11 protein-coding genes and 1 pseudogene are annotated in these 14,101 nt (G+C 68.8%); all 12 read left to right on the plus strand.

What is annotated here, in order from left to right:
* Window positions 1-9: 9 nt before the first annotated feature.
* The 12 genes and pseudogenes from motA (at window position 10) to flhF (ending at window position 14,091) form a co-directional block, all read left to right on the plus strand.
* Window positions 10-882, plus strand: coding sequence for a flagellar motor stator protein MotA (gene motA, locus V8Z80_RS15510; RefSeq protein WP_336062606.1), 873 nt, complete (start codon window positions 10-12; stop codon window positions 880-882).
* 11 nt (window positions 883-893) lie between these two features.
* Window positions 894-1,889, plus strand: a pseudogene (motB, locus tag V8Z80_RS15515) (flagellar motor protein MotB); the annotation flags it as partial.
* A 171-nt stretch (window positions 1,890-2,060) separates the two neighbouring features.
* Window positions 2,061-2,462, plus strand: a complete 402-nt coding sequence (locus V8Z80_RS15520; RefSeq protein ID WP_155197128.1) for a response regulator — start codon at window positions 2,061-2,063, stop codon at window positions 2,460-2,462.
* Window positions 2,459-4,660: a chemotaxis protein CheA gene (gene cheA, locus V8Z80_RS15525; RefSeq protein ID WP_336062608.1), complete on the plus strand. Its 2,202-nt coding sequence runs from the start codon at window positions 2,459-2,461 to the stop codon at window positions 4,658-4,660. The genes V8Z80_RS15520 and cheA overlap by 4 nt, the downstream gene beginning before the upstream one ends.
* An 11-nt stretch (window positions 4,661-4,671) precedes the next feature.
* On the plus strand, window positions 4,672-5,172 hold the full coding sequence (gene cheW / locus V8Z80_RS15530) for a chemotaxis protein CheW (RefSeq protein WP_155197126.1): 501 nt from the start codon (window positions 4,672-4,674) through the stop codon (window positions 5,170-5,172).
* 20 nt (window positions 5,173-5,192) lie between these two features.
* On the plus strand, window positions 5,193-6,044 hold the full coding sequence (locus V8Z80_RS15535; protein ID WP_336062609.1) for a CheR family methyltransferase: 852 nt from the start codon (window positions 5,193-5,195) through the stop codon (window positions 6,042-6,044).
* Window positions 6,045-6,098: 54 nt separating this feature from the next.
* Window positions 6,099-7,166 (plus strand): protein-glutamate methylesterase/protein-glutamine glutaminase, encoded by a 1,068-nt coding sequence (locus V8Z80_RS15540; protein WP_336062610.1) that lies wholly within the window; start codon window positions 6,099-6,101, stop codon window positions 7,164-7,166.
* Between the two features lie 46 nt (window positions 7,167-7,212).
* Entirely contained in the window at window positions 7,213-7,602 is a 390-nt protein-coding gene (cheY, locus tag V8Z80_RS15545) for a chemotaxis response regulator CheY (protein WP_336062611.1), read from the plus strand.
* The gene (gene cheZ / locus V8Z80_RS15550) at window positions 7,602-8,234 is read left to right on the plus strand and encodes a protein phosphatase CheZ (protein WP_336062612.1); all 633 of its coding nucleotides are present in this window, start codon (window positions 7,602-7,604) and stop codon (window positions 8,232-8,234) included. Before cheY ends, cheZ begins: the two co-directional genes overlap by 1 nt.
* Window positions 8,235-8,476: 242 nt before the next feature.
* The gene (flhB, locus tag V8Z80_RS15555; RefSeq protein WP_155194987.1) at window positions 8,477-9,631 is read left to right on the plus strand and encodes a flagellar biosynthesis protein FlhB; all 1,155 of its coding nucleotides are present in this window, start codon (window positions 8,477-8,479) and stop codon (window positions 9,629-9,631) included.
* Window positions 9,632-9,637: 6 nt separating this feature from the next.
* Window positions 9,638-11,752: a flagellar biosynthesis protein FlhA gene (flhA, locus tag V8Z80_RS15560; protein WP_155194988.1), complete on the plus strand. Its 2,115-nt coding sequence runs from the start codon at window positions 9,638-9,640 to the stop codon at window positions 11,750-11,752.
* Window positions 11,749-14,091: a flagellar biosynthesis protein FlhF gene (gene flhF, locus V8Z80_RS15565; protein ID WP_336062613.1), complete on the plus strand. Its 2,343-nt coding sequence runs from the start codon at window positions 11,749-11,751 to the stop codon at window positions 14,089-14,091. The genes flhA and flhF overlap by 4 nt, the downstream gene beginning before the upstream one ends.
* Window positions 14,092-14,101: the final 10 nt, after the last annotated feature.

The raw sequence follows: 14,101 nt of genomic DNA on the forward strand, positions 1-14,101 counted from the left end.
AGGAATCGAGTGTTAATCGTCATCGGCTATGTGATCGTGCTGCTTGCCGTGTTTGGCAGCTATGTCGGCCTGGGGGGGCACCTGGGCGCCCTGTACCAACCGCTGGAATTGACCTTGATCGCGGGCGGCGCCTTCGGCGCGTTCCTGGCGGCCAACAGCCGCAAGTCGCTGTCGCTGGTGGGCAAGGCCCTGCCCCAGAGCTTCAAGGGCGCGCCCTACAGCAAGGCCGTCTACATGGAACTCATGGGCCTGATGTACGTGCTGCTGAACAAGGCCCGGCGCGAAGGCCTGATGGCCATCGAATCGCATATCGAGGATCCTGGTTCCAGCCCGATCTTCTCGGATTACCCGCGCATCCTGAAGGACGCCAAGCTCATGGAGTTCATCACGGACTACATGCGCATCATGATCAGCGGCAACATGAGCCCGTTCGAGATCGAGACGCTCATGGACGAAGACATCGAAACCTTCCGCCACGAGCTTGACGTGCCCACGCAGGCCCTGCGGGCGGTGGCCGACGGGCTGCCGGCCTTCGGCATCGTGGCGGCCGTGCTGGGCGTCATCAAGGCGCTGGGGGCGGTGGACCAGCCGCCGGCGATCCTGGGCGACCTGATCTCCAAGGCCATGGTGGGCACCTTCCTGGGCATCCTGCTGGCCTACGGCTTTGTCGCGCCGCTGGCCTCCAGGGTCGAGCGCCGCAATGACGAGACCCTGAAGATCCTGAACTGCGTCAAGACCACGCTGCTGGCCAGCATGAACGGCTATCCGCCCCAGCTGGCCGTGGAATTCGGCCGCAAGGTGCTGTTCACGTCCTTGCGGCCCAGCTTCGCCGAGCTCGAAGAGCACGTCAAGCAAGCCAAGAGCGCGGCCGCCAAGGGCTGACAGGTCCGCGCATGAACAACCCGAACGCCAGCAACCGCGTCGTCATCCGCCGCAAGAAGGTCAATGGGCATGGGCATGCCCACCACGGCGGCAGCTGGAAGATCGCCTACGCCGATTTCATCACGGCGATGATGGCGTTCTTCCTGGTGCTGTGGCTGATCAGCATCATCCCGCGCGAAGACTTGCGCGGCATCGCCGATTATTTCCGCATGCCGCTGAAGGTGGCGATCACGGGCGGGCCCGACTCCAGTGTCAACAGCCATGTCCTGCCCGGCGGCGGGGCCGATCCGCTGCGCGACCTGGGCCAGGTGCGCCGTGCCGACGGCACCCGGCTCGAGGCGCAAAGCCAGGGCGAGCGGCGCGACCGCCAGCGGCTCGAGGGGCTGCAGCGCAAGCTGGAGCAAATGATCGAGACCAATCCGGTGCTCAAGAATTTCCGGCCGCAGCTGCTCATCGACATGACCACCGAAGGCTTGCGCATACAGATCGTGGACAACCAGAACCGGCCCATGTTCGCCACCGGCAGCGCCATCGTGCAGCCTTATATGCGCGACATCCTGCGCGAGCTGGGGCCGGTGCTCAACGAACTGCCCAACCGGGTCAGCATCTCGGGCCATACCGATGCGGTGCAGTACGCGCGCGGCGAGCGCGCCTACAGCAATTGGGAGCTTTCTGCCGACCGGGCCAATGCCTCGCGTCAGGAGCTGGTGGCCGGCGGCATGAACGAGACCAAGGTGATGCGGGTGATGGGGCTGTCCTCCAGCATGAGCCTGATTAAAGATGATCCCTATGCTGCCGTTAACCGTCGAATCAGCCTGGTTGTCCTGAACCAGCGGACTCAGCAGCAGATAGAGCACGAGAACGCCGCCGCCGCCGACGTCACCGCGCAGGGCGCCAGCGAAACCGTGGATGCCATCAAGCGCCTGCATGACGAAGAGCGCCAGGCGCAGGGCGCCTACGCCGGACAAGGCGCCGAGTCCGGACAGGAGGCGGCATCCGGGCAAGACCCGGTGTCCGGGCAAGGCGCCGTACCCGGCGAGGGCGCCGTATCCGGGGAGCAGGCCGGCACCGGGACGGTTCCCGCCGGGCCGGGCGCCGGTGCGCAGGGCGCGTCGTCCGGCGGCCCGGCGGGCGGGGTTGTCCTCGTGATAGAGGGCGGCGAGACGTAAAGGGACTCGATGGGCGCAACGATACTGGTGGCCGACGATTCGGCGACCATGCGGTTGATAGTGGAAAGCACGCTGCGTGCGGCGGGCTGGCAGGTAGTGACCGCGTCCGATGGCGGCGAGGCGCTGGACGTGCTGGGCAGCTGCCCGGTCGACCTGGTCGTGACGGATTGGCACATGTCGCCGCTTTCGGGCCAGGACCTGGCCTGGGCGCTGCGTGCGCGCCCGGCGACGGCCTTGCTGCCCATCGTGGTGCTGAGCACCGAGTCGCCGTCGGTGTGGGCAGAGCTGGCGCAGGAGCTGTCCTTGTCATATTGGCTGCGCAAGCCGCTCGATCCCGAACTCCTGGTGCAGACGGTGCGCACGGCGCTGCATTCTTCCAACCCTCCTGAAGACGAGGCAACCCGGCCATGAGTACCGGAGTCGATCTCAGCCAGTTCTACGAAACCTTCTTCGACGAGGCCGACGAGCTGTTGGCCGAGATGGAGCAGCTGCTATTGATGCTCGATGCCGATACGCCGGACATCGAGCAGCTCAACGCCATCTTTCGCGCCGCCCATTCCATCAAGGGCGGCGCGGCCACCTTCGGCTGCTTCGCGCAGCTGGCGGACACCACGCATTTGCTCGAGAACCTGCTGGACGCGATCCGGCGCGACGAAATGGCATTGCGCACCGACATGATCGATACCTTCCTGGAAACCAAGGACGTCCTGAAAGACCAGCTCGATGCCTACCGCGCGGGCGAGACGCCCGATATGGCGGCCTACGAACGCATCTGCGCGGTATTGCGCCAGCTGGCCCTGGAGCAGCATGGCCCGGCCGGCACGGCCGCGGCGCCTGCCGAGCCGGCCCAGGCCCCGGCCGCCGAGCCGCCGCAGCCGGCTGCGGCGGTCCCGTCCGCGGCTGCGGCGCCCGCCGCGCAGGCGCCTGCCGCGCAGGCCGCCGGCAGCCAGGCCACGCCGTGCCTGCGGGTGCGCATCAGCCGCGCCTCCGAGAAGGACGCGCTGGCCTTGCTGGAAGAAATCGGCAACCTGGGCCGCGTCCTGCACAGCACGAACGAACCCGGGCTGCTGACGGTGTGGGTGGAGACCACCTGCTCGGTGGACGATATCGAGGCGGTGTGCTGCTTCATCATCGACGCCGACCAGATCGAGGTTGCCCCCGAGGCGCCGCCGGCCGCGGCAGCCGCGGCCCTGGACGATTTCGCGCAGGCCGCGCAGCAGTTCGCCCGTCAGGCCCAGGCCCCGCAGCCGGCCAGCGCGCCGCAGCCGCCCGCCGCCGCCGCGCCAGCGCCCGCGGCGGCCCCTGCGGCCGTCCCTTCGACGGCTCCCCCAGCGGCTCCCCCCGCGGGTTCGGCCCCGGCCGCTGCGGCCAAGCCTGCCGCCGCCGCGCGCGCCGCCGCCGCGGCAGCCGACAAGGAATCCACTTCCATCCGCGTCGGGGTCGAGAAGGTCGACCAGATCATCAACCTGGTCGGCGAGCTGGTCATTACGCAGGCCATGCTGGCGCAGACCGCCTCGCACCTGGATCCCGTGGTGCACGACCGCCTGCTCAACGGCATGGAGCAGCTCGAGCGCAACGCGCGCGACCTGCAGGAGGCCGTGATGTCCATCCGCATGATGCCGATGGACTACGTGTTCAGCCGCTTTCCGCGCGTGGTGCGCGACATCGCCGCCAAGACCGGCAAGCAGATCGAGCTGCAGACCCTGGGCCGGGCCACCGAACTGGACAAGAGCCTGATCGAGCGCATCATCGATCCGCTCACGCACCTGGTGCGCAACAGCCTGGACCACGGCATCGAGACGCCCGAGGTGCGCCGCGCCGCCGGCAAGTCGCCCACCGGCAAGCTGGTGTTGTCGGCCCAGCACAACGGCGGCAACATCGTGATCGAGGTGCGCGACGACGGCGCGGGCCTGAACCGCGAGCGCATCCTGCGCAAGGCGCAGCAACAGGGCATCCCGGTCAGCGAGAACGCCACCGACGACGAAGTGTGGCAGCTGATCTTCGCCCCCGGGTTCTCCACGGCCGAGCAGATCACCGACATTTCCGGCCGCGGGGTCGGCATGGACGTGGTGCGGCGCAACATCCAGGCCATGGGCGGTCATGTGCAGCTCAGTTCGCGGGCGGGGCAGGGCACCACCACGCGCATCGTGCTGCCGCTGACCCTGGCCATCCTGGACGGCATGTCCGTGCGCGTGGGCGAGGAAACGTTCATCCTGCCGCTAAGCCACGTGACCGAGTCGCTGCAGCCGGCGGCCGACCAGATCCATTCGGTGGCGGGCAACGAGCGCGTCATCCACGTGCGCGGGGAATACCTTTCGCTGGTCGAGCTGCACCGGGTGTTTTCTGTCGAGGGCGCGCAGACCGATCCGACCCAGGCCATCGCCGTCATCATGCAGGCCGAGGACCGCCGTTTCGCCCTGCTGGTCGATCATCTCGTGGGCCAGCACCAGGTGGTGGTCAAGAACCTGGAATCGAACTACCGCAAGGTACCCGGCATATCGGCGGCCACCATCCTGGGCGACGGCAGCGTCGCGCTGATCGTGGACGTGTTTTCCCTGGCGCGCGCCAACCGTGAAAAATGGGCCCAACCGGAAGCCCTGTTGAATTGACGGAGATCACCATGAACAACCCCCTTGCGTCTGCGACCGACCGCAGCGAGGACATAGGCAGCGAATTCCTCGTCTTTACGCTGGGCGACGAGGAGTACGGCATCGACATCCTGAAGGTGCAGGAGATCCGCGGCTATGACGCCGGCGCGGTCACGCGCATCGCCAATTCGCCGCCCTTCATCAAGGGCGTGACCAACCTGCGCGGCATCATCGTGCCCATCGTCGACCTGCGGATCAAGTTCAACCTCGGCAAGGTCGAGTACAACGAGCAGACCGTGGTCATCATCCTGAACCTGAACCACCGCGTGGTCGGCATCGTGGTGGACGGCGTATCGGACGTGCTGATGCTTTCGTCGGCGCAGATCCGGCCGGCGCCGGAGTTCGGCGCCACGCTGTCCACCGAGTACCTGACCGGCCTGGGAACGGTCGACGAGCGCATGCTGATCCTGGTGGATATCGAGCGGCTGATGACCAGCGACGAGCTGGCCCTGGTCGAGAAGGCGGCCGTCTAGCGGGGCGCCGCAGCTGCACCATGGAAAAAACGGCGCTGATGCCCGGTCCGGCCGCGGACAAGCAGTTCGAGTTCCGCGACGACGACTTCGACCGCGTGCGGCGCCTGATCTATCAGCGCGCCGGCATTTCGCTGGGCGCGCACAAGCGCGAGATGGTCTACAGCCGGCTGGCCCGGCGGCTGCGCAGCCTGGGCCGCAACAGCTTTACCGCCTACCTGGACGGGCTGGAGGCCGATACGGCGTCGGCCGAGTGGGAAGAGTTCGTCAATGCGCTGACCACGAACCTGACGGCGTTCTTTCGCGAGGGGCATCATTTCCCGGTCCTGGCCGAGCTGGTCAGGCACCGCCCGCGGCCGATATCGGTCTGGTGCTGCGCGGCCTCCACGGGCGAGGAGCCGTACTCCATCGCCATGACGCTGTTCGAGGCCCTGGGTCCGCAGGCCCGCGATGCGCGCGTGCTGGCCACCGACATCGATACCCAGGTGCTGGAGAAGGCCCAGCGCGGCATCTATGGCCTGGACCGCGTCGAACGCATGGAGCCCGAGCGGCTGCGCCGTTTTTTCCTGCGCGGCAAGGGCGCCAACGAAGGCATGGTGCGGGTGCGTCCCGAAGTGGCCGAGATCGTGGAGTTCGCTCCCCTGAACCTGCTGTCGCCGCGCTGGGACGTGGCCGGCCCGTTCGATGCGATCTTCTGCCGCAACGTGATGATCTATTTCGACAAATCCACCCAGGCCGGCATCCTCAAGCGCTTCGTGCCCCTGGTCAAGCCCGGGGGACTGCTGTTCGCGGGGCATTCCGAAAACTTTACCTATATCAGCCAGAGCTTCAAGCTGCGGGGACAGACGGTATACGAGCTGTCCCGGCCGGCTTGACGGCTCGGCGCGACTGCAACCTGGGCACCGCGGCAGGCGGGAAGCGATACAGACATGTCCAAGATCAGGGTTCTTTGCGTAGACGATTCGGCGCTGGTGCGCGGCTTGATGAGCGAGATCATCAACAGCCAGCCCGACATGGAAGTGGTGGCCACGGCCCCCGACCCGCTGGTGGCCCGCGAGCTCATCAAGCAGCACAATCCGGACGTGCTGACCCTGGACGTCGAGATGCCGAGGATGGACGGGCTCGATTTCCTGGAGCGGCTGATGCGCCTGCGGCCGATGCCGGTCCTGATGGTGTCCTCGCTGACCGAGCGCGGCTCGGAGATCACCCTGCGCGCGCTGGAGCTGGGCGCTGTCGATTTTGTCACCAAGCCGCGGCTGGGCATACGCGACGGCCTGATGGAGTATTCCGAGCGTATCGCCGAGAAGATCCGCGCCACGGCGCGCGCGCGGGTGCGCGCACGCGTGCCGAGCCCCAACGCGGGCAAGCCGGCGCTGCTTTCGCGCGGGCCGCTGGCCAGCACGGAGAAGATCATTCTCATCGGCTCGTCCACCGGCGGCACCGAGGCCATCAAGGAGGTGCTGCAGCCCCTGCCGGCCGACAGCCCGGCCATCCTCATCACGCAGCACATGCCGGCCGGCTTTACCCGCTCGTTCGCGCAGCGCCTGGATACGCTCAGCGCGATGACGGTCACCGAGGCCAGCGATGGCCAGCGCGTGCTGCCGGGGCACGTCTACCTGGCGCCCGGCGGCGATGCGCACATGAAGCTGGCGCGCAGCGGCGCCAACTACGTGATTGCGCTCGAGCCCGGCGAGCCTGTCAACCGGCACCGGCCCTCGGTGGACGTGCTGTTCCGGTCCGCCGCGCAAAGCGCGGGCAAGAACGCTATCGGCGTGATCCTGACGGGCATGGGCAAGGATGGCGCGGCCGGCCTGCTGGCCCTGAAGCAGGCCGGCGCGCAGACCCTGGCGCAGGACGAGGCCAGCTGCGTGGTCTTCGGCATGCCGCGCGAAGCCATCGCGCTGGGCGCGGCCGACGAGGTGGTGTCCCTTTACGAAATGAGCGAGCGCATCCTGGCCCGCTTGAGCAACCTGGGCGAGCGCGCACACCGGGTCTGAAGACCGCGCGCCGCTTTTCATACCCTATGGCGTCTATGGAGCTGTAATGGCAGACAAGAACATGAAGATACTGGTGGTGGACGATTTCCCCACCATGCGCCGCATCGTGCGCAATTTGCTCAAGGAATTGGGCTTCGAGAACGTGGACGAGGCCGAGGACGGCGCGATGGCGCTGGACAAGCTGCGTACCGGCGGCTTTCAGTTCGTGGTGTCCGACTGGAACATGCCCAACCTGGACGGGCTGGAGATGCTCAAGCAGATCCGCGCCGACCCGGCCCTGGCGTCGCTGCCGGTGCTGATGGTCACGGCCGAGGCCAAGAAGGAGAACATCGTGGCGGCTGCCCAGGCCGGCGCCAGCGGCTACGTGGTCAAGCCGTTTACCGCGGCGACGCTGGAGGAAAAGCTCAACAAGATCTTCGAGAAGCTGGGGATGTGATGAGTGCCGCCAATACGAATGCCGTGCAGCCCGCCGAGGACCTCATCGCCCGGATCGGCGCGCTTACGCGCCTGCTGCGCGACAGCATGCGCGAGCTGGGGCTGGACCAGGCCATCAAGGATGCCGCCCAGGCCATTCCCGATGCGCGGGACCGCCTGGATTACGTTGCCAAGATGACCGAGCAGGCCGCCCATCGTGTCCTGAATGCCTGCGAGAGCGCCCAGCCGCTGCAGGAGGCGATGCAGCGGCGCGCCCAGGCGCTGGACGGCCAATGGCAGGAATGGTTCGATGCGCCCAAGGAGCTGCCCGAGGCGCGCGCGCTGGTCGACGAGACGCGCGGCTTTCTCAAGGAGGTGGGCCAGGGCTCGCAGGCCACCCAGGGCCATCTGATGGAAATCATCATGGCGCAGGATTTCCAGGACCTCACCGGCCAGGTGATCATGCGCATGATGGGCGTGATCGGCACGATCGAGCGCGAACTGCTGCAGGTGCTGATCGACAACGTGCCCATCGAACGGCGCGAGGAGGCCAACTCGCTGCTCAACGGCCCCCAGGTCAATCCCGAAGGCAAGGCGGACGTGGTGACCAGCCAGGCGCAGGTGGACGACCTGCTCGACAGCCTGGGCTTCTGAGCGCCCAGGACCTGCAGGGCAGGCCGCCGGCCGGGCCGGGCGCCTGCCGCCCCGGGCAAGCCGGCCGCGGGCGTGCGCGGTGTGCCGAATAGCGCCCTCTATACCCGGTTTCTTCGCCATTCGCCGGGGCAGGGCGGCTTCTAGAATGCCGGCAGGCCGTCGGCAAGCGCTTGGCTGCGCGTGCGCGGCCCCGGCCGCGCCGCCGCGCGGGCCGCCAGCCACCCCGTGCCGCCCTTGCCTGAATGGCCGAAGACAGCGATCTCGAAAAAACCGAACCCGCCTCGCCCCGGCGCCTGGAAAAGGCGCGCGAGGAGGGACAGGTCGCGCGTTCGCGCGAGCTGGTGACGTTCGCGCTGCTGACGATGGGCGCCGCCGGCCTGTGGATAGGCGGCGGGGCCCTGTACGAGCGGCTGCGCGGCGTGGTGCGCAACGGCATGACCTTCGATGCGGCGCTGGTGCGCGATCCGGGCGCCACCCTGGCGGTGACGGTCAACGGCGCCATGCATGCCCTGCTGGCGATCCTGCCCCTGTTCGGCCTGCTTGCCGTGACTGCCGTGCTGGCCACGGCCATGCTGGGCGGCTTCCTGCTGTCCAACAAGGCGCTGCAGCCGCAGTTCGGCCGCCTGAACCCCATCAAGGGCTTTGCCCGGCTTTTTTCCGCGCAGACGCTGGTCGAGCTGTTCAAGACCATCGCCAAGGCCCTGCTGGTGGGCGGGGTGGCGGTATGGGTGTTGTGGAGCCATCGCGACGAGATGCTCTCGCTCATGCATGCCGCGCCGATCGAGGGCCTGGCCCGCTCGATGCAGCTGGTGGCCCTGTGCGCGGCCCTGATCATCGCTTCGCTGATCCTGGTGGTGGCCATCGATGCCCCCTGGCAGATTTTCAGCCACCTGAAAAAACTGCGCATGTCCAAGGAGGACCTGCGCCAGGAGCACAAGGAAAGCGAGGGCGATCCGCACGTCAAGGCGCGCATCCGCCAGCAGCAGCGCGCGATGGCCAGGCGCCGCATGATGAGCCAGGTGCCGGGCGCCGACGTGGTGGTGACCAACCCCACCCACTACGCCGTCGCGCTGAAGTACCAGGACGGCACGCATGCCGCGCCCGTGGTGGTGGCCAAGGGCACCAACCTGATCGCCGCACGCATCCGCGAGCTGGCCGAGCAGCACCGGGTGCCCCTGCTGGAGGCGCCGGCGCTGGCGCGCGCGCTGCACCATCACGTGGAGCTGGATCGCGAGATTCCGGCCGCCTTGTATTCTGCCGTGGCCGAGGTGCTGGCCTGGGTGTTCCAACTGCGTGCCTGGCGCGCCGGGCAGGCCGCCGCGCCGTCCCGGCCGGCCGGGCTGCCGGTGCCGCGCGAGCTCGACCCGCTGGCCGCGCGCGCTAGCCAAGGAGCTTGACGTTTCATGAGTGCCCTGCTGTCCCTGTTCAAGAACCAAGGCGCGGCCAATGCCCGGCTGCTGGCCGGCCCGGTGCTCATCGTCATGGTCCTGGCCATGATGATCCTGCCGCTGCCGCCGTTCATCCTGGACCTGCTGTTCACCTTCAACATCTCGCTGGCCATCATGATCCTGCTGGTGGCCATGTTCACCAAGAAGCCGCTGGATTTCGCCGCGTTTCCGGCGGTGCTGCTGTTTGCCACCCTGCTGCGCCTGGCGCTGAACATTGCCTCCACGCGCGTGGTGCTGATGCACGGCCACGAGGGCCCGGACGCGGCCGGGCAGGTGATCGAAGCCTTCGGGCATTTCCTGGTGGGCGGCAACTTCGCGGTGGGCGTGGTGGTGTTCATCATCCTGGTCATCATCAATTTCATGGTGATCACCAAGGGCGCAGGGCGCATCGCCGAGGTGGGCGCGCGCTTTACCCTGGATGCGATGCCGGGCAAGCAGATGGCCATCGACGCCGACCTGAACGCCGGCCTGATCGGCGAGGACGAGGCCCGCCGCCGCCGCCAGGAAGTGGGGCAGGAAGCCGAGTTCTACGGTTCCATGGACGGCGCCAGCAAGTTCGTGCGCGGCGATGCGGTGGCCGGCCTGCTCATCCTTATCATCAACATCATCGGCGGGCTGATCATCGGCGTGGCCCAGCACGGCCTGAGCTTTGGCGAGGCGGGCCGGGTCTATACGCTGCTGACCATCGGCGACGGGCTGGTGGCGCAGATCCCGGCCCTGATCATCTCCACCGCGGCGGGCGTCGTCGTCTCGCGCGTGGCCACCGACCAGGACGTCGGCCAGCAGATGGTCGGCCAACTTTTCAGCAATCCCAACGTGATGTTCATCACGGCGGCCATCGTCGGCATCATGGGCCTGATTCCCAATATGCCGCACCTGGCTTTCCTGACGCTGGCCGCCGTGCTCGCCTGGGCCGGATGGACGCTGCGCAAGCGGCAGATGGCCGCGGCCGCGGCGCAGGTCCAGCCGCCCGCCCAGGCGCAGGCGGCGGCCGAGGCGGCTGCCGCCGAGGCCAGCTGGGACGACGTGTCGCTGGTCGACCCGCTGGGGCTGGAGGTGGGCTACCGCCTGATTCCGCTGGTGGACCACGGCCAGGGCGGGGAACTGCTGCATCGCATCCGCAGCCTGCGCAAGAAATTTGCCCAGGAGGTCGGCTTCCTGCCGCCTGTGGTGCACATCCGCGACAATCTCGAACTCAAGCCGGGCGACTACCGCATCCTGCTGTCGGGGGTGGAAATCGGCCAGGGCAGCGCCGTGCCAGGGCAGTGGCTGGCCATCGATCCGGGCGGCGTCACCATGAAACTGCCCGGCAACTACACCACGGACCCGGCCTTCGGCCTGCCGGCGGTCTGGATCGACGCCTCCCAGCGCGAGCATGCGCAGGTCGCGGGCTATACGGTCGTGGACGCCGGCACTGTGGTGGCCACGCACCTGAACCACCTGATGCACCGGCATGGCGCGGCCTTGCTGGGCCGCCAGGAAGTACAGGCCTTGATCGACCGCATCGGCCGCGAAGCGCCCAAGCTGGTGGAAGACCTGGTGCCCAAGACGGTATCGCTGACCGCCCTGCAAAAGCTGCTGCAGGGGCTGCTCGAAGAGGAGGTGCCCATCCGCGACATGCGCACCATCCTGGATGCCGTGGCCGAGCATGCCCCCCGGTTGGCGGCGGGCAGCGCCGCCGGCGCGCTGCCCGACACCCAGGAATTGCTGGCCATCACGCGCAGGGCGCTGGGGCGGGCCATCACGCAGCAGTGGTTTCCCGGCGAAGGCGAATTGCGCGCCATCGGCTTGGACGCCAAACTCGAGCGGGTGCTGAACCAGGCGCTTGCCACCAGCGGCGCGCTCGAGCCCGGGCTGGCCGAGACCCTGCTGCGCGAGACCGCCGCCGCGGTCGAGCGCCAGGAGGCGGCAGGCGATCCGCCGGTGCTGCTGGTATCGCCGCCGCTGCGGGCCTCGCTATCCCGGTTCCTGCGCCACCACCTGCCGCAGATGGGGGTGCTTTCCAACGCCGAATTGCCTGACGAACGTATCGTGCGCATCACCAACGTAGTGGGCGGGGGCGCCCGATGAACATCAGCCGGTTCGTGGGCGCCACCAGCCGCGAAGTCATGCGCCAGGTACGCCTGGCGCTCGGGCCCGACGCCCTGATCATCTCCAACCGGCGCGTCAATGGCGGGGTGGAGGTCATGGCGACCGACGGCACGGCCTTGCCCGAGACGGCCGGCGCGGCCGGGCAGCCCGCGGCCCAGCCCGCCGGCCATCCCTCGCCGGCCGTGGCGCCCTCGGACGCGCCGGCCCCCGACCGGCCCGCACAGGACGACCTGCTGGGCGCCATTACCGACCTGCGCGGCATGCTCGAAACCCGCATGGACGGCCTGGCCTGGGGCGAACAGCTGCGCCGTCTTCCCCTTGCCGCCACGCTGTACCGGCAGCTGCTGTCGGCCGGCTTCAGCAGCGCGCTGGTCAAGGCCATGCTGCAGCGCATGCCCGAAGGGCTGGCGCATGCGCAGGCCCTGGCCTGGGCCCGCAACGAGCTCGTCACCCATTTGCCGATGATGCGGCAGGAGCACGATCTATGGGCGCAGGGCGGGGTGTTCGCCCTGGTCGGCCCCACCGGCGTGGGCAAGACCACCACGCTGGCCAAGCTGGCGGCGCGCTGCGTCAAGCGCGAGGGCGCCGGCCGCGTGCTCATGATCACGACCGACAGCTATCGTATCGGCGCGCACGAGCAGCTGCAGATCTACGGCCGGCTGATGGGCGTGCCGGTGATCGCCGTGCAGGACGGCCAGGGTTTGCGCCAGGCCCTGCTCGAGGCGGGCGGGCGCCATATCGTGCTGGTGGACAACGTGGGCATCAGCCAGCGGGACCGCCAGGTCGGCGTGCAGGCGGCCATGCTGTGCGGCGCGGGGCGTCCGGTGCGCAAGCTGCTGGTGCTGAACGCGGCCAGCCATGGCGATACGCTGGACGAGGTCGCCCATGCCTACCGGAGCGAGCACGACGAGCTGGCCGGGTGCATCGTCACCAAGCTCGACGAGGCCACCCAGCTCGGCGCGGCGCTCGATACCGCCATCCGCCATCGCCTGCCGGTGCATTATGTCTCGCATGGCCAGAAGGTGCCCGAACACCTGGCCCTGCCCAGCGCCAGCGAACTGGTCGACCAGGCGCTGGCCTGCATCGATACGCGCCGGGCGCTCTATGCGCCCAACGAGGCCGACCTGGCCGCCTTGTGGTCGGGCACCCGCCCCGGCAGCGGCGGCAGCCTGCAGGAGGCCGGCCACCAGGTGCGCACCCGCCAGCTGATGCTGGCGGCGCTGGGCGTGCCCGCCGCCGGTCGGCCGGGCCTGACGCCGGCCGGCCTGGATGCGGCGCTGGCATGGATGGCCAGCGACGTGGCCTGCGCGCGGGCGCGCGAAAGCTGGCGCTTGCAGGGCCAGGAGCACGCCGCCCCGCAGCATTGGCTCCAAGCCCAGGCCGGCGTGATCGAGCAGGGGTACGCCAGCCATTGCCGGCGCCAGCTGCTGCTCATGCACGGGAGCACCCGCCTGGCCCTGCGCGAAGGCAAGGCTGTCCTGGCCGGCACCCTGGCCTGGGGCGATACCGGCACGGCGCTGGTCGGCACCTTGCAGCATCTTGCGCTGGCGCAAGCGAGCCTGGCCAACTGGCCGCTGGCCGGCCAGGACACAGCCCAGCAGCGGGTAGGCTGGTTCTGCGAACGGATGCCGCAGGTTCCGATGGTGCATTGCTTCGAGAGCGATGCCCTGCTGGGCGCCGGGCTGGCCGGTGATGCGCGGACCGCCTGGCTGGCTCGCTGCACGCCGGCCAGGCGGCTGGTGCATGAAGCCGCGCCCACCGCGGCGCAGGCCATCGCCGGCCCGCTGGTCCATGCGCCCTTGCAGGCCGCGCCCGGCCCGGGTGCGCAGGCATGCCAGGCGGCTACGCTCTGGGCTGCCGAAACCGGCGTGGCGCTGGGCGTGCGCCGCCTGCCGCAACGCCTGTTCCGGCTGGTTTCGGTGCGCGAGGTCGATGACCTGTCGGGCCGTACGCTGGCGCAATACTATGGACTGACCAATCTGGAGCCGGACGAGGCCGATACCGCCTGCCTGGCACAGTGGCTGGCGCTGAGCGAATCGGCCAGGGCGTGCCAGCGGCTGACCGCCCAGGCCTGGACGGCGCTGGGTGCCGCGCAACGCCCGGCCAGCCAATGGCTGGCTTGCTCGGCGGCCGCCACGCAGCTCGCGCTGGCGGCCTGGCAGGTGCGCAGCGCGCCGCAGGCCGAACCGGTGCGGCAGGTGCTGGCCCATATGCTGGGGGGAGCGCAGGCGCTGGCCAGCGACCGCAAGCTGCTGGCCGGCCTGTTGCGGCTGTATGCGCTGATGGAAATGAACCCGCCGGTACGGCAGGCCGCCTGAGCCAGGCAGG

This window comes from Orrella sp. JC864 (assembly GCF_037026685.1).
Taxonomy (GTDB): Bacteria; Pseudomonadota; Gammaproteobacteria; order Burkholderiales; family Burkholderiaceae_B; genus Orrella.